Below are 17,867 nucleotides of genomic sequence, written 5' to 3'. Positions count from 1 at the left end.
GCCGTCATCCTGACTGCGGCGTGGCTCATACTTTCCGGGCTGCTGGCCTTACAACCGAGTGCGTCCATCCGGCAGCAGGATGCGCCAGCGCTGCTCCGGCAGTTTGATGGACCTGCGGCCGCCGCCAGCCTGCAGGCGGCACTGATGGCGGAACTTCCTTCAGGGAACAGCCAAGTGGGCGGAGACGGGGCGCGCCGGTTCCTGGCCGGCATGGCCGACCGGATGGCAGATTCCTGGAAAAGGCCGGAGGCTGTGACTGCCTGGCTTGCGCTTCGTGCCCGCGGCGGCGTGGTGGAGGGGGGCCGATCGGACTTTCGCGGCTGCGCTCGGCGCGGCCGCTAGTGCTGGCCTCCTTTCAACCGGAATATGGCGCCGCCGATGGCGCCGAAGGTGGGGTGGCCTTTGACCTGGCCCTGCAGCCGGGCGGGTTCCGGGTGACAGGGCTGCACTTCTTGGAAGGGCCGGCTGCGCCTTGGTCGGAAGGGCGCATTATGCGGGGGGCGGTTCCCCGGAGCCGTGCCGTGCTGGTGATGCGGTGACAAGCCGCGAAACGGCCGCTGATCAGCAGCGGACAGCCGACACACGGCCCGGGAGCATGGCAACGAGTCTTTCTGATCTTATGTTGCGACGGCTCCCGGAGAGGCGGAGCAACCCGGACTGCGCCTGTCGGGATAGTGCAAGCGGAGGCACGGGCCTGCCAAACAGGCCTCCCAGGAGGGTCCGGCGGCGCACCACCAGATCTGCGCCGTCCCGCAGGGCGGCGAGCACCTCATACGCCCAGCGCGGCCTTACCGGCCGGGCCACATCTGTCAATAAAACGGGTGCGCCTGTCGCGCCCAATATGCGAGCCCAGAGCGTCGCGCAGTGGATCGCGTCAATGATGTCCTTCAGGCCTGCGCAAACCCGGAGGGGGAAAGGACAATCCAATGCCACGGTCTCGAGCGCGGTAAGACCTTCCGCGTCTTCCACCGTAATCAGCACAGCGAGCGTCTTGGGAGCGATTGGCACATGGCCCGCGCCGCGCGACTGAGCCAGCGACCGGAGAAAAGGGGGCAGTAGGTGGATTTGCCGCGGTGCCACCGACACGACGACCACCGCCACTGGTGACACCGTCCGCCTCACTCCACGCCGCGGGAGTGCCGTACGGGAGACAGCGATCCGAGCGATGTCTTCCAACATAACAGGACACCCGTAACGAAGTGAAAATCATTTCCAAAAAGGTTGGAAGCGGCTCTGCGTCTATAACAAAGGACAAAAAGTATGAGAGCTTCGGATAAGACGCCCGAAGAAAGAATTTGCCGGCCTAAGTAGAATTTCCGAGAAGTTTGCACGCAGTGATTGATTGGTTTTCGTCAATCTTCGCGGAAGCCGCTTCTTTGGGGGTGGGCAGGTCCAATTCTCTTGCGGTTCTGGCCTGAATGCAGATCGTTATCAGTCCCGAGGAAGGGGCCGCATTTCAATAAGCATGACCGCCGCCGGACTGATTGGGCGGGTGATGTCGGCCGTCGACGGGGTGCGGTCATTTGAGCCAAGCGGGCAGACGATCATTCCATCGTCTCCGGCATGAAAAGTAGGCCTCGCGCGGGAAGCGCGCTCCGGTTTGAAGCAGGCCGCCTCCTCGCCTGCGACCGAATCAACCGCGCCCAATTGCAGATCGCTGCAGGGCGAACTCACCCTGCAGCGTAACTCGTTCCTTCAGACAAATGGCCGGAGTATCTGAACTCGGCGCAAGTGGACGGAGAAAGTCTAGGCAGCGCGGGCCAGTTCCAGCGCCTTCCAGACCGTCTCCGGCGTAGCTGGCATGTCCATATGAGTGACGCCATCCGGGGAAAGGGCATCGACCAGCGCGTTCATGACGGCCGGCGGCGAACCGACCGCCCCGGCCTCGCCCGCACCCTTCACGCCGAGCGGGTTGGTCAGGCAGGGGACGGAAACGAAGTCCACCTCCACCGGCGGCAGGTCGCTGGCACGCGGAAGCGCGTAGTCCATGAAGGATGCGGAAAGAAGCTGGCCGCTGTCAGGGTCGTAGGCCGTGCGCTCCAGCATCGCCTGGCCGATGCCCTGGGCCACACCGCCATGCACCTGCCCACGTACGATCAGCGGGTTCAGCGCGTGGCCGACATCATCCACCACGATGTAGCGAACGACCGTGACCAAGCCCGTGTCCGGATCGACCTCCACCTCGGCCATGTGGCAGCCATTCGGGAAAGTGTGGGTCGGGATAGCAGCAATCTCGGCGGCATCGAGCAGAGTGACGGATTCGCCGCGCGCCGCGCGGGCCTGCTGCGTCTGGGCCAGTTCCAGGATGCCGATCGCGCGGTCCGTGCCGGCAATGGTGAAGCGGCCGCCCGCGAAGTCGATATCGGCCGGTGAGGCCTCCAGCGCCTCGGAGGCGGCCTGCTTGCCCTTCTCGATCACCGTCGCCGTGGTGGCGAGAAGGGCCGTGCCCTCGGAATAGAGGGAACGCGCTCCCCCGGTGCCGCCGCCCGTCGGGATCTCGTCCGAATCGCCCTGGATGACGCGGATCTTCTCGACCGGGATGCCTAGTTCATTGGCGGTGATCATCACATAGGCCGTCTCGTGGCCCTGGCCGGTGGATTGTGTTCCGACCAGCACCTCGACCATGCCGTCCCTAGCGAATCGTACCTCCGCGCGCTCGCTGTCCGAGCCGCCGGTGGCTTCGAGGTAATAGGCAAGGCCGATACCCCGGCGCTTGCCGCGCGCGGTGGCTTCGGCGCGCCGTGCGGGGAAGCCGGCCCAGTCGATCTGCTTCAGCGCGTGATCCAGCACCTGCTCGAACTCGCCGGAGTCATAGGTCTGCCCGACCGGCGTGGTGTGCGGCATGGCGGAAGAGGGAACCATGTTCCGACGGCGCAACTCGACGCGGTCGATTCCCGTCTCGCGCGCGGCGGCGTCGATCAGCCGCTCGACCAGATAGTTCGCCTCCGGCCGGCCGGCGCCGCGATAGGCATCCACGGGCGTGGTGTTGGTGAGCACGCCGATGACATGCGCGTGGATGGCCTTGAAGCCATAAACGCTGGCGAGGACCTTCGTGCCGGCCAGTGTCGGGATGAAGGGCCCGTAATTCGAGAGATACGCGCCCATATTGGCGATGTTCTTCGTGCGCATCGCCAGGAACTTGCCGTCCTTGTCGAGGGCAAGCTCACCCGTGGTGATGTTGTCCCGGCCATGGGTATCGGAGAGGAAGGCCTCCGTGCGCTCGCTGGTCCAGCGGACCGGACGCTTCAGCCGCCGCGCCGCCATCATGCAGAGCGCATATTCGGGATAGGTGAAGAGCTTCATGCCGAAGCCGCCGCCCACGTCATGGGTGACGACGCGCAACTTCTCCTCGGGGATGTTGAACACGCCGGCAAGCATGCTCTTCACCGACCAGCTTCCCTGGGTGCCGGCATGGAGGGTGAAGCGCTCCGTCTCCGCGTCATATTCGGCCAGGGCCGCGCGGGCCTCCATGGAGGAAACGACGATGCGGTTGTTGACGATCGTCAGGCGCGTGACATGCGCCGCGCTTTCGAAAAGCCGCTCCGTCTCTACGCGGTTCCCGGTCTCCCAGTCGAAGACCGTGTTGTTCGCGACCCCCGGCCAGACCTGGGGCCGGCCAGGTTCGGTAGCCGTGGCAAGGTCGGTGACAGAGGGCAGCATCTCATAGTCCACCATGATCGCCTCGGCGGCGTCGCGCGCGGCCTGATGGCTTTCGGCGACGATGAAGGCGACGGGATCGCCGACATGGCGGACGAAGTCCTGGGCAAGCGCCCCGCGCGGGGTTTCCCCGCGAGGCGTGCCATCGCGATTCTTCAGCGGGACGGAGCAGGGAATCTCGTTCAGGCCCTCTGCCTTCCAGTCGGCGCCGGTGAGGATGGCCAGCACCCCGGGTATCGCGGCCGCGGCGCTCGTGTCTATGGACAGGATGCGCGCATGGGCATGCGGGGAGCGGAGGATGGTGCCGAAGGCGGCGTTCGCCGCGACGCCACTGGGCACGAGGTCATCGGTGTAGCGGCCGCCGCCCTTGAGAAGGCGGGGATCCTCAACCCGGCGCAGGGGCTGGCTGAGACCGAACTTCGCCATGGTGCTCTCCCTCAGGTTCGCGGGGCATGATCATGGAGAGATGGAGCGGCCGCGGGAAGGGGGCTTTCCGCCCTGTTACAGCCTGGCCCTGACGCGACGGATCGCGACGGTGCAAGAGGCGACATCCAGGGGCACGCGGTCGGGGCGAGAATGGAGGACGGCACTCTGCCATGGAACTCGGCCGCGTCGGCGCGGAAGTTTGCACCAAGGCGGACGATGGGCGGCCTGGCCTGCTGGCGAGCCTCCGCCAGGGTGGGAGCGAAAGGCTCGCTATAAAAAACGGGGCAGGTGACCTCAGGTCACCTGCCCCGCGCGGTTCAGTGCGCCGAGTGCGGCGTGGCCGAGGGCGTTTCCGGCGGCTTGTGGCCGAACCAGCCCTTCACCCGCTCACGCACCGATTGGAACACCACATAGAGCATCGGGATCATGAAGATGCCGATGATCGAGGCCGCGAGCATGCCGCCGAAGACCGGCGTGCCCACCGCCCGGCGGGAAACTGCCGCCGCACCCTCCGCCGTGACCAGCGGCACCAGGCCGAGGATGAAGGCGATGGAGGTCATCATCACCGCGCGGAACCGCAGCCGTGCCCCCTCGGCGGCAGCCTCGCGGATACCCATGCCGCGCTCCCGCGCCTCCTTGGCGAACTCGATGATCAGAATGCCGTTCTTCGCGGCCAGGGCGATCAGCACGACCAGCCCGATCTGGGCATAGATATCGAGGCTGAGCTTGCCCAGCAGAATAGCCACGAAAGAGCCAAGCACGCCCACCGCGATAGAGAGCAGAACCGGAATGGGGATGGTCCAGCTCTCATAAAGCGCGACCAGGAACAGGTAGGCGAAGAGGACGGCCAGGGCGAGAATATAGGCCGTCTGTCCCGTCGCCAGCTTCTCCTGATAGGCCGTTCCGGTCCAGGCATAGCCATAGCCATTGGGCAGCACCCGGTCGGAAAGCTGCTCCATCGCGGCCAGCGCCTGGCCGGAGGAGACGCCCGGCCTAGGGGCGCCATTAATCGAGATGGCGCGATAGTTGTTGTAGCGGAAGATGGTCTGCGGGCCGACCACCGTGCGGACATCGGCGAAGGCGCGCAGCGGCACCATCTCGCCGCTGTTGCTGCGGACCTGGATGCGCCAGATGTCGTCAACGTCGTTGCGGTCGGCGGCCTCCGCCTGGATGTTCACCTGCCAGACGCGGCCATAGAGGTTGAAGTCGTTGACGTAGAAGCCGCCCAGCGCCGCCTGCAGGGTCGTGAAGATGCTGCTGATGGGAACGCCCAGCGCCTGGGCCTTGTCGCGGTCCACCTCCAGGAAGATCGAGGGATTGTTGGAGGCGAAAGTCGAGAAGACGGCGGTCAGGTTCGGGTCCTGATTCGCGGGCACGATCAGGCCGAGCATTGTGGCGGCGAGGGCATTGATATCGCGGCCCTCATAATCCTGCAGGATGTATTCGAAGCCGCCGCCCGTGCCGAGGCCCACGATAGGCGGCAGGTTGAAGGCGAAGACATTCGCGGTACGGATACCCTGCGTCGTGCCGAAGACCCGGCCAATGGCGGCCTGGACGCTGTCGGCGACCCCCGTACGGTCCGCAAAGGGCTTCATCCGGACGACCATGAAGGCCGAGTTGGACTGGGCGCCACCATCGATGAGGGAGAAGCCAACGATGCCCAGCGTGCCCTGCACGGAGGGAATCGGGCGGACAATCTCTTCAAGCTGGCGCACCACCTCGCGCGTGCGGGCGACGCTGGCACCCGGGGGAAGCTGGGCCTGGACGAAGAATGCGCCCTGGTCCTCCTGCGGCAGGAAGCCCGTCGGCGTTACCTTGCTGATCGTCCAGATGCCGAACCCAAACCCCGCCGTGAGGAGGAGGGAGAGGACGGAGACGCGCACCAGGCGGCGTACGCCGCCGGCATAGCGGTCCCGGGTCCAGTCGATGCTGCGAAGGACGTAGCCGATCGGGCCGCGGCGTGGCCCGTGATGGGGCTTGAGGATGATCGCGCAGAGGGCGGGGGAGAGGGTCAGGGCGTTGATGGCCGAGATGACCATTGAGGCCGAGATCGTCACCGCGAACTGCCGGAACAACTCGCCCGAGAGGCCGGGAATAAAGGCAATCGGAACGAAGACGGAGAGAAGGACCAGGGTGATGGCGATGATCGGCGCCGTGATTTCCTGCATCGCCTTCTTGGTGGCGTCCGCGGTGGAGAGCTCCGGATGCTCCTCCATGACGCGTTCGACGTTCTCCACCACCACGATGGCATCATCCACCACGATGCCGATGGCCAGCACCATGGCTAGCAGGGAGACCGTGTTGGCGGAGTAGCCAAGGCCGAGCAGGATGATGAAGGCGCCGACCAGGCTGACTGGGACGGCGATGGTGGGAATGATGGTCGCCCGCCAGCTGCCGAGGAAGAGGTAGACGACAATGACGACGAGGGCGAAGGCTTCCAGCAGGGTCTTGATGACCTCGTGGATCGTCTCGTTCACGAAGTCGGAGCTGTCGTAGAAAACCTCGGTGTCCAGGCCCTGAGGAAAGCGGGCGCTCAGTTCCTGCAGGCGCTGCTTCACGGCGCCCGAGACCTGCACGGCGTTAGCGCCCGGGGCCAGGTAGATGCCGAAGGCGATAGCCGGCTGGCCGTTAAAGCGGTTTTCCGTGTCCATATTGGCGGCGCCGATCTCGACCCGCGCCACGTCACGCACACGTAGGACCGAGCCGTCCTGGTTTGCGCGGACGACGATGTTGCCGAATTCCTCGGGCGTCTGGAGTCGGCCGCGGGTCTCCAGATTGATCTGGAATGACTGGTCATCACCGATCGGGCGGCCGCCGAGGCGCCCGACCGCAGCCTGAACGTTCTGGCCCTGGATCGCCGTGATGACGTCCTGTGGCGTCATGTTCAGGGAGTTGAGCCGGTCCACCTCGAACCAGATGCGCATGGAATAATCCTGCGCACCAAAGACGTTCACCTGGCCGACGCCGGCGACGCGGGCCAGGTCGTCCATCATGTTGATGGTGAAGTAGTTTGACAGGAAGAGCGGGTCGAGCCCGCCCTGCTTCGCGTAGAGGAAGGCGAACATCAGCACGGCGGAGGACTGCTTGCGGACGGTAACGCCGCTGCGCTGCACCTCCTGCGGCAGCCGGGCCATGGCGGCCTGGACGCGGTTGTTGACGTTCACTGTCGCCAGGTCAGGGTCGGTGCCGAGCTGGAAGGAGACGTTCAGGGAGTAGGTGCCGTCGTTCGCGGAGTTGGAGCGCATGTAGATCATGCGGTCCACGCCGTTGATCTGGCCTTCCAGCACCTGGCCGATGGTCTGCTCCACCACCGCGGCCGAGGCGCCGGGGTAGCGGGCGGAAACCGAGACCTGTGGCGGCACGATGTCCGGAAACTGGGAGACCGGAATGCGGATAAGGGAGATCGAGCCCGCGATGAGCGTGAGCAGCGCGATGACGATCGCCAGCCGGGGGCGATCGACGAAGGTTCCGGAGATCATGCCTGCCTGCTCGCCTTAACGCGGCGTGGTGGACTGGTTGGCGGGGGGGGAGGCTGCGCTGGGCTGGGCGGTGCCGGGACTGCCGGTGCTGGGTGCGGCCGGGGCGCCCGGGGGCGATGCGCCGGCGCCGCCGGGCGCACCCTGGGCGGTGCCCTGGTTAGGTTGGCCGGCTGCGGAGCTGGCAGGGGAATTCCCCGTGCCGGCATTGCCGGTCGTGGCACTGCCGGAATTGGCACCACCACCGGGTGCAGCCGGCGCGCCGGTGTTGCCGGAGGCGGCGCTGCCGCCCTGGGCCGCGTTGCTGTTCGGGGTGTTGTTGGAGCCCTGCGCCGTGGTGGCGCCCTGCGCACCGCCGCCGCCGGGGGCAGCGGCCACGGGCGCGGCATTCACCTCCTGGCCCGGGCGAACACGCTGAATGCCCTCGACGATCACCTTGTCGCCTGGGTTCAGCCCCTCCTCCACCACCGCGATCTGCGGGGTGTTGCGGCCCAGACGGAGGTTGCGGCGCTGGGCCTTGCCCTCATTGTCCACGATGAAAGCGTAGTTGCCCTGCTGGTCCTGAAGAACGGCCGACCTGGGAATGGTGATGGCCAGCACCGGCTCCACCCCCTCGACGAGCACCGTGACGAACTGGCCGTCGATCAGGGCGCGGCTGCCGATCTCCGGCCGGCGCGGGTTGGGAACCCGGGCGCGCACGAGAATGGTGTCGGTGGCGCGGTTGATCTGGTTGTCGATGAACTCGATCCGGCCGATGTCGGGATAGAGCTTGCCGTCGACGGTCCGGAACCGGACCTGCACCGCCTCCACCCCGCCGCGGCTGGCATAACGGTCGCGCATCTCCAGCGCCTGACGCTGGGAGACGGGGAAGGAGACCCGCATCGGATCCTGGCTGACGATGGTGGCCAGGGCGCCGGCGGTCGGGCCGACGACATTGCCGATGGTCACGTTGGTGCGGCCGATCTTGCCGTCGATGGGCGAGGTGATCTCCGTATAGCCGAGATTGATCTCGGCGGCGCGGGCGGCGGCACGGGCGGCGACGAGCTGCGCGTTGGCAGTCCGTTCCTGGGCGACCGCATTGTCGAGGGCAACCCGGGTGCCGGCACCGGTGCGGGTCAGCTCCTGAGCCCGGGAGAGGGTGACGCGGGCATTGGCGACCTCCGCCTCGGCGGAGGCGATCTGGGCCTGTGCGCGGGCAAGCTCGGCCTCAAAGGAGGATCGCTCGATTCGGTAAAGCGGATCGCCCTTCTTCACCTCCTGGCCTTCCTCGAAGAGGCGCTCCTGTAGGAAGCCGGTCACGCGGGCAATGATGTCCACACGCTCCACCGCCTCCACGCGGCCGACGAAGTCGGTGCTTTCGGTGACCGGGTGGCGAGCCGCTTCCTGGACGCCGACGGCCGGCGGGCCCTGAGGGCCGAACTGGGCAAGAGCAGGACTGCTGCCGATCAGGGGAGCGGCCGCGAGGAGGGCAAGGGCTACGGCGCGGCTGGCGCGGGCCACCGGGCGGTTCGTGCGGCGCATCATGGGGCGGCATGTGGCTGAACGATCGTTCACGTGCAAGTGCTCTGAACCGTCTAGTTCAGCTTGAGCCTCCGCTGTCATGCCGCTGGCGGAAATAACATTGACGTTGACAATCTTTCGCAACTGAGTGTGTTCTGTTCCATCAGACGGCATTAATCCCTTTCCGCGTTAACATGGGATGGTCGATAGTCCGTCGCGGCCATCTGTGCGGCGGGGTCTGTGCTGGCCCCGCCGCACAGATGGCCGGAGAGGGCGGCAGAGTAGCCGCCAATGTTGGCGCGCGAGCGCCGGACGGGAGATCAGCCATGGAACCTATCGTCCTGACCTCCGACGACGCCGCGATCCGCTCGGAGCTGCCGGACGGTCAGGTGCCAGGGAGTGTAACGCAGCGCGCCCCGGGGGAAGCTGCCCCGTCGCGGGGGCGCCTGCTGTCGCCGCCTTCTACCGCCTCCGGCGTGGCGGCGGTCGGGCGGGCAATGACCGTGCTGGGCGCCTTCCGCCCAGGCGACACCTCGCTGCCGCTGCGAGTGCTCGCCGCGCGAACCGGACTGTATAAGAGCACGATCCTGCGGCTGCTGGCCTCGTTGGAACGGCATTGCTGCGTGAAGCGCAATCTCGACGGGTCCTGGTCGCCCGGTCCGATGCTGCTGCACTGGGGCTCTCTCTTCTCTCGCAGCCTGGGGCTCGAGGCACTGGTTCCGCCGGTGCTGGAGTCGCTCACGGAGGCAACAGGGCAGGGCGCGACCTTCTGGGTGAAGGTGGATGACGAGCGGCGGGTCTGCCTCTACCGCGCTGCACCGCCGCGCACGCTGCGGGTGGCGGTGCAAGCGGGCGACCTGATGCCGCTCGGGGGCGCCGCGACGGGGCGGGTCTTCGCAATCTGGGATCCGGCTCCTGGCGAGGCGGCGGAGCCGATTCCGGAGGGGCCGCTCCCCGTGGTGGCCACGCCTGGGAGCCGGGACCTCGACGCGGCGGCGATTTCCGCGCCGGTGCTCCAGCCGGGCAATGTGCTTTGCGGCGTGCTGACGCTCTCCGGCTCGCATGAACGGCTCTGGCCTGAGGTCGAGCGGATCAAGCCGCTGGTGGCCGAGGCAGCGGCAGGGCTGACGCGGGCGCTGGCGGGGTAGGCGGCGCCTGACATCAGCAGGCCGCGCCGCCGCAAGATCCGCGGATGGTTCGGCCGCGCTGGCCGGGTGAATCCAGGGTAATCTTCGCCGTTCGAGGAGGATTCGCCCATGGCGGTGTCCGGCAGCATCATCGTCTTTGCCGTCATTCTCATCCTGGCCGTGGTAACGGCAGCCAAGGGCATCCGCACCGTGCCCCAGGGCGAGGTATGGACGGTGGAGCGCTTCGGGCGCTTCACCCATCTGCTTCAGCCCGGGCTGAATTTCGTGATCCCCTATGTGGACGCGATCGGGCGGCGGATGAATGTGCAGGAGGTGGTGCTCGACATTCCCGAGCAATCGGTCATCACGCGGGACAACGCGACCGTCACAGTGGACGGCATTGTCTATTACCGGGTGATGGACCCCGCCAAGGCGGCCTATCAGGTGCAGGACCTGCAGGCAGCGCTGACCGCACTGGCCATGACCAATATCCGCGCCGTGATCGGCGAGATGGACCTGGACCAGACCCTGTCTTCCCGTGAGCGGATCAACTCGGCGCTGCTGGTCACGCTGGACGGGGCGACCGATCCCTGGGGTGTGAAGGTGAACCGGGTGGAGATCCGCAAGATCGAACCCCCGGAGAACCTGATCCGCGCGATGAACCTGCAGATGACAGCGGAGCGCGAGCGGCGAGCGACCGTGGTGCGGGCCGAGGGCGCGAAATCGGCCCTGGTGCTGGAGGCGGAGGGGCGGCGCGAGGCCGCCTTCCGCGACGCCGAGGCACGGGAGCGCATGGCCCAGGCCGAGGCAGCGGCGACGAGGATGGTGGCCGATGCCGCCTCCGGCGCAGGCGGCGATGCGCTGCGCTACTTCGTGGCCGAGAAATATGTGGCGGCCTTCCAGGCGATGGCGGCGAACCCGTCCTCCCGCCTTGTCATTGTGCCGATGGAAGCGGCAGGGCTCGCGGGCGGGGTGACCGCGGCGCTGGAGCTTCTGCGCGCAGGATCGGGCGGCGGCACGTCGCCCTCGGCCGCCTCCCTGGTCCGGACCGCGCCCACGACTCCGATGGGCTATGCCGCGCCACCCGCTCCGCCTGTCCCGCCGCCTCCGGCACCGACGGCCCAGGCCGCATCGGTTCCGCGCACAGGGGGTGGCCCTTGGAATCCTGGCTGATCTGGGTCCTGGCCGGGCTGGTGCTGCTCGGCGCGGAATTGCTTCTTCCTGGGGCTTTCCTGCTCTGGGCCGGCATCGCGGCTCTCGGCACGGGGCTGGTCCTTCTCGCCGCGGGGATCAGCTTCGCCTGGCAGGTGGTGGTTTTTGTCATCCTGCTGGCCGCAGGTGTGGCCCTGGCGCTGCGGCACCGCCGGGCCGCGGGACCCGCCACGCTGAACACGCCCGAGGCGGGGCTGGTGGGGCGTGAGGGGGTGGTGCTGTCATCGGCCGGGCCGGGGCTACGGGTGCGGCTCGGGGACAGCGACTGGCCCGCGCGAGGCGTGGTCGGCGCCGTCTATGCTCCCGGCGAGACGGTGCGGGTGGAGGGGGTTGAGGGAAACGTGCTGCGGGTGCGCCGCCCGCCAGGCTGACCTTGAACCTGGCCGGTGCTCAAGCCTGGCGCTTATCAAGCGCCAGGAAGAGCAGTGTTCCAACCACAAGCAGGGCCGCGAAGAACAGGAGCCCCGCCCCGATCCCCGCCCATAGCACCACAGGGCCAGAAGCTGCCTGCAGCACGGCGGCGCCGGCGAAATAGGACAGGTTCACGGCCGACATCGCCTTGCCCACCTGCTCCGGCGGCACCACCGCCCGGGTCAGGGTGAAGGTCAGTGGCTGCACGGAGATGAAAAGACCGAAGGCCAGGAGCGTCATCGCATCCCAGGCCGGCGGCAACGCGCCGAAGGGACCGCCGGGCCCGCCCAGTGCGACCAGGGCGAGGCTGATTGCGGCCAGGAGATGGCCGCCCAGGAGGATCAGTCGGCGATGGCCGAAGCGCCGGTCCACCACCCCCCAGAACGCCGGACCGAAGACGAGGGCGGTGGTGGCGAGGAGAAGGATGTTTCCGGCCTCGATCCTGGGGAAGCCCTTGCCCTGCATCAGCCAGGGACCGCCCCAGAGGCCGCGTACGCTGATCACGGCCGCAAAGGAGGTGAAGGCGATGGCCATGACCCCGCGCAGCCGGCGCGCGATGGTCAGCCGCAATACCTCGCGTGCGTCGCGGGCAAGGCTGGCATGAGGGCCGGGCGGCGGTGCGTCCCGCACCAGCAGCGCGACCAGAAGAAGGGCGGTAAGGCCGAAGACGGTGGCCGCACCATAGCCCGCGCGCCAGCCCGTGGTCTCGACCAGGAAGGCGAGGGGGCTGGCGGAGAGGAGCATACCGCTGTTGCCGAAGGCCTGGATGAGGCCGGACCAGAGGCCGAAGCGCGTGGCGTCGAGCCGCTTCGCCGCAAAGGTGATGGGGCAGATCATCATCCCCGCGCAGCCCGTGCCAAGGACGAGCTGGGCGAGGAGGAAACCCGCCGGGCCGCCGGCAAGGGTGGCGATCGCCGCGCCGGCCGTGGTGATCCAGAACAAGGTGAGCGACACGCGGCGCACGCCGAAGCGGTCCAACGCCACGCCGATCGGCACTTGGGCCAGGGCAAAGGAGAAGTTGAAGGCGCCTGTCAGGGAAGCGAGTCCCTGCGGCGTGACGCCGAGATCATGACCCAGCACATCCGCCGCGATGGCCGGGAGGGTGCGGACGGCATTGGACAGCACATGGCCGAGGGTAAGGACGAGGATAGGGAAGGCGAGGCCGCCCAGGGAAGTCAGGGCGGCAGGCGCCGGGGCGGGCGCGGATGGCGGGGCGGGTGGCAGGACAGGCATGGTGTCCCGCGCGTCATCGGGCATGGGTGACGGTTTCCTCCGCGCCCCGGCCCTTCATGGGGCCGGGGTCGCCGTGATCCCTTGGTGTGGCTAAGGCTAGTTCAGAAAGATCTTGCCGGGGTTGAGGATGCCCTTGGGGTCGAGCGCCACCTTGATGCTGCGCATCACGGCCAGCGCCTCCGGCCCGTGCTCTGTCTCCAGGAATTCGCGCTTGCCCAGGCCTACGCCATGCTCGCCCGAGCAGGTGCCGCCCAGCGCAAGGCCGCGGGCGACGATCTTGCGGTCGAGCGCCCAGGCGCGCTCCAGCGCCGTGGGGTCGTTCTGGTCCACGAGGATGACGGTGTGGAAGTTGCCGTCGCCGACATGGCCGACCATGGGGGCGGACAGGCCGGACGCCAGGATATCCTCCTTGGCCCCCAGGATCGCCTCCGCCAGCCGGGAAATCGGGACGCAGACATCCGTGGTCACGCCGCGGGAATTCGGCTGGCTGGCGATCGCCGCGTAATAGGCGTTGTGCCGTGCGGTCCAGAGCTTGTTACGGGTCTCCTGATCGGCCGCCCAGGCAAATCCGAGGCCGCCCATCTCCGTCGCGATGGCCTCCACCGCTTCCGCCTGCTCCCTTACCCCGGCCTCGGTGCCGTGGAACTCCAGGAACAGCGTCGGAAGCACCTGGAGGCTGTCGAGCTTGGAATAGGCGATGCAGGCGGCGATCTGCACCTCATCCAGCAACTCGATGCGGGCTACGGGCACGCCGAGCTGCATCACCTGGATCACCGATTCGACGCAGCCCTTCATGTCCGGAAACTGGACGACGGCCGCTGAGGTGGCCTCGGGGATGCCATGCAGGCGCAGGCGGATCTTGGTGATGACGCCGAGCGTGCCCTCGCTGCCGATGACCAGGCGCGTCAGGTCATAGCCGTTGGCGGCCTTGCGGACCCTGCCGCCGGTATTGATCACGCGGCCATCGGCCAGCACGACTTCCAGGCCCAGCACATTCTCGCGGATCGTGCCGTAGCGCACGGCATTGGTTCCGCTGGCGCGGGTCGCGCACATGCCGCCGATGGTGGAAACGCTGCCGGGATCGACGGGAAAGAACAGTCCCTGGTCGCGCAGATGGTCGTTGAGCTGGTGGCGGGTCACGCCGGGCTCGATGAGGCAGTCCATGTCCTCCTGGCTGACATCCAGGATAGCGTTCATGTGGGAGAGGTCGAGGCTGATGCCCGCCCGGACCGGGGTGACATGGCCCTCCAGGCTCGTCCCGGCCCCGAAGGGCACCACCGGCACGTTGTGGCGGTGGCAGAGGGCGAGGATCTGCGAGACCTCCTCGGTCGTCTCGGCGAAGGCGACGGCGTCGGGCTGGACTGGGGTGGTGGTGTCCTCGCCGTGCGAATGCTGGTCCCGGATCGCGGCGTTGGTGGTGATGCGGTCGCCCATGAAGGCGCGGCAGGCGGCAATCACGTGGTCGACGGGGCGGGTTTCGGCAGTCATGGCTTGGTTCCGGGTCAGTCGTCGCGCCGCAGGGGGCAGGTCAGGCAGTGGGGACCGCCGCCGCCGGCGGTGAAGAGGGAAAGGGCGGGGTCCAGCACCTCCAGCCCCTCGGCGCGAAGGGCGGCGTTCAGGGCCGTGCTCTCCCGTGCCGATACCACGCGGCCATGGCCGAGGGCGAGGATGTTGCAGCCAAGATTCATGGCGGCGCGGTAGGGGACGGGGATCCAGCGGATTCCATGGGCCCGCAGCCAGCTCAGGAAACCGGGGTCCAGCACGTCCTCGCAGGCCACCGCCAGGCCAGGCGCGGCCATGCAGAAGAGGACGTCGAGATGCAGGAAATGCTCGTCAAAGTCCTCGACGTGCACCTCCCAGCCTTCCTCGCGCAGCCAACCGGCGAGTTGTTCCGCGCCGGCCCTGTCCGTGCGGCCGCCCGAGGCGCCGATGGCGGCCAGGCCGGGCCGGATGATGTGGATGTCGCCGCCCTCCAGCGTCCCGGCACTGGACTTGCGCCAGAACGCGCTGCCATGGGCGGCATGGTAATCGATCAGGGGCGCGTATTCGCCGCGGCGCTGCGGGCGCTCCAACTGGCAGAGGACCGGGCCGCGATGCGTGACCACCACGCTGTCGCGCGTATAGGCCATGTAGGGGAGATGAGCTTCGGGCGCGATCCGCCGGACCATCGCGCCGCCCTGTTCCATGGCGTGGACGAGCTCGGCGTGCTGGGCCTGGAGATGGGCCACGGCAGGCGCCTGGTTCGCGCCGGCCAGCGTGCGGCGGGCGATGCTGTTGGTGGGAAGCCAGCGGTAATGATCAGGCGGGCAGACCAGAACTTCCCGCAGCGGGGCGGTTTCCGAAGTGATGCGCCAGGCGGCGCCGGCCGAGGAGGCGGACTGAGGCTCGGGCATGAAGGTACCCTAACGGCCAGGGGCAGCTTTGCCCATGGAGCCCGGATCGGAAGGCCTTCGCCTCACTTCATGCCCGGCAGTTCGGTCACCACCAGCGACAGGCCGATCAGCTCCCCACTCTCGTCCCGTACCGGCGCCACGGTAAGCAGGCCGGTGCGGCTGTCCGCCGGCAGTTGCCAGAGGCGGGGCGGGATGGCCTCCTCACGGATCGCCCGTTCCATGTCCGCCTGCGCGAAGGCCTTGGCATGGGGATCAAGCTCCGAGACCGGGCGGCCGAGCAGCGCCTTCACCTCCGCGCCCATCATCGCCGCAAATCGCCGGTTGGCGTTCAGGATCCGCAGCCCGCGATCGACGAAGCACAGGCCGATGGGGGCGGCCGCATAGACGGCTTCCAACTGCGCCAGGCGTTGGTTGGTCGAGAGGTCGCGCGGTGCCACGTCATGCTCCGCCTCGCCCCGGGTCCGCAGGAGCTTCGGCACCTCCGCCGCCGGGACGGGGTGGCCAAACAGCCAGCCCTGGCCGAAATCGCATCCCAGGCGCTTCAGCATCTCGGCCTGCCCGGCTGTCTCCACGCCCTCGGCCACGACTGGCATGCCGAGGCTCTGGCCCAGGCCAATCACGGCCCCCACGATCTTCCGGCTATCGCGTGATTCCTCCATGGACCGCACGAAGCTGGCATCCATTTTGATCTTGTCGAAGGGCAGGGCCTGGAGGCGGGTCAGGCTGGAATAGCCTGTCCCGAAATCATCCAGGGCGATCCGGACCCCCCGTTCGCGCAGCATGTGGATCGTGTCGCGAGCCTCATCGATGTCGCCGATCAGGGCCGTTTCGGTGATCTCGATCTGGGTGCGGGCAAGGGGATAGCCCGCGGCCCGCACGGCATCCTCTAGCAGCCCGGGCATCTCGCCATCCCGGAAATGCAGCGGCGAGATATTGAAGGCGAGGCCGAAATCACCCCCCCATTCCCGCGCGGCCTCGCAGGCGGTTTCGATGATATGGGAGGTGAGGGGCGCGATAAGGCCCCGCTTCTCGAAAATCGGAATGAAATGGACGGGCGAGATCGGGCCGAGATCGTCATCTGTCCAGCGCGCGAGGACTTCGAAACTGTCGATCCCGCCGCTATCCAGGCGCACGATCGGCTGGAAGACAGGCGTGATCGCCCTGCGCTCGAGGGCCCGCTCCAACGCACCGGCGATCCGCGCCTCGTACTCGGAGTTAGCCGCTTCAGGGGTCATGCAAGCTCCGTCCAGGCACGGCTGGGCCGTGACACAGATATAACGCCTTCTCGCCCGGGTCATGGCAACAACATGCAGCGCAAGCGGGGACGCCTGGTTCCTGGCCGGTTGCCATTGCGCCCGCCGGGGGGACGAGGAAGGATGTGGAACCTGCCGCGCATGGCTCCGGCCGTGTCGGCACGATCAAAGGGATAGGGAGCGCGGCGTGGCGAACAAGCTTAAGGATGCCTGGAAGGGCGGCAGCAAGACGGTAAATGGCTGGTTGGCCATTCCCTCCGCTTTCTCGGCCGAAGTCATGGCGCAGATCGGCTTCGACAGCCTGACCGTCGATCTTCAGCACGGGGTGCAGGACTACATGTCCGCGGTCGCCTGCTTCCAGGGCATGCAGGGGCACGGGCCGACGCCGCTGGCCCGCGTGCCTTGGAATGAGCCGGGGATCATCGGCAAGCTGCTGGATGCGGGTGCGCAGGGCCTGATCTGCCCGATGGTGAACACGCGCGAGCAGGCCGAGGCCTTCGTCGCGGCCTGCCGCTATCCGCCGCTCGGCACCCGGTCCAACGGGCCGGTGCGCGCCGGCATCTATGGCGAGCCCGGGCGCTATTTCTACAACGCCAATGACGAGGTTCTGTGCCTGCCAATGGTCGAGACGAAGGAGGCGCTGGACAATCTCGACGCCATTCTCGACGTGCCGGGCGTGGACGGGATCTATATCGGGCCGACGGATCTCGGCATCTCGCTCGGCATCCTGCCACCGGTGATGGACCGGGAAGAGCCGGAGATGCTGCGGATCTATGAGCAGCTTGTGCGCGCCTGCGCGGATCGGGGGAAGTTTATTGGCATCCACTGCACGACCGGCGCCTATGTGAAGCGTATGCACGCGATGGGCTTCACCTTCGGCACCATGGGAAGCGATGTGACGAACATGGTGCTCGGGGCGCGGGCCCAGTTGGCGGCGCTGAAGGGATAGGCCCCGAAGTTGCGGAGCCGTCTTGGAAACGGCGGGCCATCGTATCGGAAGTGAAGGCTCTTGGACGGAAGATCGGCCTGAGGCGGAGCCTCAGCCGGTCTGAGTAGTCGGCCCTGAATAACCAGCAACTCGTTGAACTGAGGCAGGAAAGTTCGGGATTCGGGGTGCTGGAATTGCAAGGTTTGCTTGGAACTGGCGGCAAAGCCTGCGATTCTGGCGGGCATGAAGCA

At 67.4% G+C, this 17,867-nt stretch carries 12 protein-coding genes; 5 read left to right on the top strand and 7 right to left on the bottom strand.

Translation table 11 applies throughout. From position 1 onward, the window contains the following. Positions 1-341: 341 nt before the first annotated feature. The gene (locus ACO1BU_RS14505) at positions 342-539 is read left to right on the top strand and encodes a hypothetical protein (protein WP_424136674.1); all 198 of its coding nucleotides are present in this window, start codon (positions 342-344) and stop codon (positions 537-539) included. A gap of 1,207 nt (positions 540-1,746) precedes the next feature. Here ACO1BU_RS14505 and ACO1BU_RS14500 read toward each other — a convergent pair. The 3 genes from ACO1BU_RS14500 to ACO1BU_RS14490 all read right to left on the bottom strand — a co-directional run bounded on the left by ACO1BU_RS14500 (position 1,747) and on the right by ACO1BU_RS14490 (position 9,083). Beyond that, the gene (locus ACO1BU_RS14500) at positions 1,747-4,083 is read right to left on the bottom strand and encodes a xanthine dehydrogenase family protein molybdopterin-binding subunit (RefSeq protein WP_424136673.1); all 2,337 of its coding nucleotides are present in this window, start codon (positions 4,081-4,083) and stop codon (positions 1,747-1,749) included. A gap of 317 nt (positions 4,084-4,400) precedes the next feature. Continuing rightward, a complete protein-coding gene (locus ACO1BU_RS14495) occupies positions 4,401-7,562 on the bottom strand; it encodes an efflux RND transporter permease subunit (RefSeq protein WP_424136672.1) in 3,162 nt (1,053 codons plus the stop codon). A 15-nt stretch (positions 7,563-7,577) separates the two neighbouring features. Continuing rightward, positions 7,578-9,083, bottom strand: coding sequence for an efflux RND transporter periplasmic adaptor subunit (locus ACO1BU_RS14490; RefSeq protein ID WP_424136671.1), 1,506 nt, complete (start codon positions 9,081-9,083; stop codon positions 7,578-7,580). Between the two features lie 302 nt (positions 9,084-9,385). Between ACO1BU_RS14490 and ACO1BU_RS14485 the strand changes: the two genes are divergently transcribed. The 3 genes from ACO1BU_RS14485 (at position 9,386) to ACO1BU_RS14475 (ending at position 11,769) form a co-directional block, all read left to right on the top strand. Beyond that, the gene (locus ACO1BU_RS14485; protein WP_424136670.1) at positions 9,386-10,207 is read left to right on the top strand and encodes an IclR family transcriptional regulator; all 822 of its coding nucleotides are present in this window, start codon (positions 9,386-9,388) and stop codon (positions 10,205-10,207) included. Between the two features lie 108 nt (positions 10,208-10,315). Then, positions 10,316-11,359 (top strand): SPFH domain-containing protein, encoded by a 1,044-nt coding sequence (locus tag ACO1BU_RS14480; RefSeq protein ID WP_424136669.1) that lies wholly within the window; start codon positions 10,316-10,318, stop codon positions 11,357-11,359. After that, a complete protein-coding gene (locus ACO1BU_RS14475; RefSeq protein ID WP_424136668.1) occupies positions 11,344-11,769 on the top strand; it encodes an NfeD family protein in 426 nt (141 codons plus the stop codon). Before ACO1BU_RS14480 ends, ACO1BU_RS14475 begins: the two co-directional genes overlap by 16 nt. Before the next feature lie 19 nt (positions 11,770-11,788). Here the strand turns inward: ACO1BU_RS14475 and ACO1BU_RS14470 are convergent, their stop codons facing one another. From ACO1BU_RS14470 to ACO1BU_RS14455, 4 genes are all read right to left on the bottom strand, one after another. Further along, positions 11,789-13,066 carry an MFS transporter gene (locus tag ACO1BU_RS14470; RefSeq protein ID WP_424136667.1) on the bottom strand — a complete coding sequence of 426 codons (1,278 nt, stop codon included), beginning with the start codon at positions 13,064-13,066 and terminating at the stop codon, positions 11,789-11,791. 72 nt (positions 13,067-13,138) lie between these two features. Continuing rightward, entirely contained in the window at positions 13,139-14,530 is a 1,392-nt protein-coding gene (locus ACO1BU_RS14465) for an FAD-binding oxidoreductase (RefSeq protein ID WP_424136666.1), read from the bottom strand. Between the two features lie 14 nt (positions 14,531-14,544). Further along, positions 14,545-15,435, bottom strand: a complete 891-nt coding sequence (locus tag ACO1BU_RS14460; protein ID WP_424136665.1) for a dimethylarginine dimethylaminohydrolase family protein — start codon at positions 15,433-15,435, stop codon at positions 14,545-14,547. A 62-nt stretch (positions 15,436-15,497) separates the two neighbouring features. Then, positions 15,498-16,670: an EAL domain-containing protein gene (locus ACO1BU_RS14455; protein WP_424136664.1), complete on the bottom strand. Its 1,173-nt coding sequence runs from the start codon at positions 16,668-16,670 to the stop codon at positions 15,498-15,500. Between the two features lie 205 nt (positions 16,671-16,875). Between ACO1BU_RS14455 and ACO1BU_RS14450 the strand changes: the two genes are divergently transcribed. Next, a complete protein-coding gene (locus ACO1BU_RS14450) occupies positions 16,876-17,637 on the top strand; it encodes an HpcH/HpaI aldolase family protein (RefSeq protein WP_424136663.1) in 762 nt (253 codons plus the stop codon). The last annotated feature ends 230 nt before the right edge of the window (positions 17,638-17,867 follow it).

The sequence above is a fragment of the Roseomonas chloroacetimidivorans genome (assembly GCF_049629625.1).
GTDB lineage: Bacteria > Pseudomonadota > Alphaproteobacteria > Acetobacterales > Acetobacteraceae > Roseomonas > Roseomonas chloroacetimidivorans.
This window is presented reverse-complemented; position numbering and strand designations above follow the sequence as displayed.

Bases quoted from the DNA above. Each gene is read 5' to 3' on its own strand.
- ACO1BU_RS14500 (WP_424136673.1), bottom strand. From the start codon at position 4,083: ATGGCGAAGTTCGGTCTCAGCCAGCCCCTGCGCCGGGTTGAGGATCCC.
- ACO1BU_RS14495 (WP_424136672.1), bottom strand. From the start codon at position 7,562: ATGATCTCCGGAACCTTCGTCGATCGCCCCCGGCTGGCGATCGTCATC.
- ACO1BU_RS14490 (WP_424136671.1), bottom strand. From the start codon at position 9,083: ATGATGCGCCGCACGAACCGCCCGGTGGCCCGCGCCAGCCGCGCCGTA.
- ACO1BU_RS14485 (WP_424136670.1), top strand. From the start codon at position 9,386: ATGGAACCTATCGTCCTGACCTCCGACGACGCCGCGATCCGCTCGGAG.
- ACO1BU_RS14480 (WP_424136669.1), top strand. From the start codon at position 10,316: ATGGCGGTGTCCGGCAGCATCATCGTCTTTGCCGTCATTCTCATCCTG.
- ACO1BU_RS14470 (WP_424136667.1), bottom strand. From the start codon at position 13,066: ATGCCCGATGACGCGCGGGACACCATGCCTGTCCTGCCACCCGCCCCG.
- ACO1BU_RS14465 (WP_424136666.1), bottom strand. From the start codon at position 14,530: ATGACTGCCGAAACCCGCCCCGTCGACCACGTGATTGCCGCCTGCCGC.
- ACO1BU_RS14460 (WP_424136665.1), bottom strand. From the start codon at position 15,435: ATGCCCGAGCCTCAGTCCGCCTCCTCGGCCGGCGCCGCCTGGCGCATC.
- ACO1BU_RS14455 (WP_424136664.1), bottom strand. From the start codon at position 16,670: ATGACCCCTGAAGCGGCTAACTCCGAGTACGAGGCGCGGATCGCCGGT.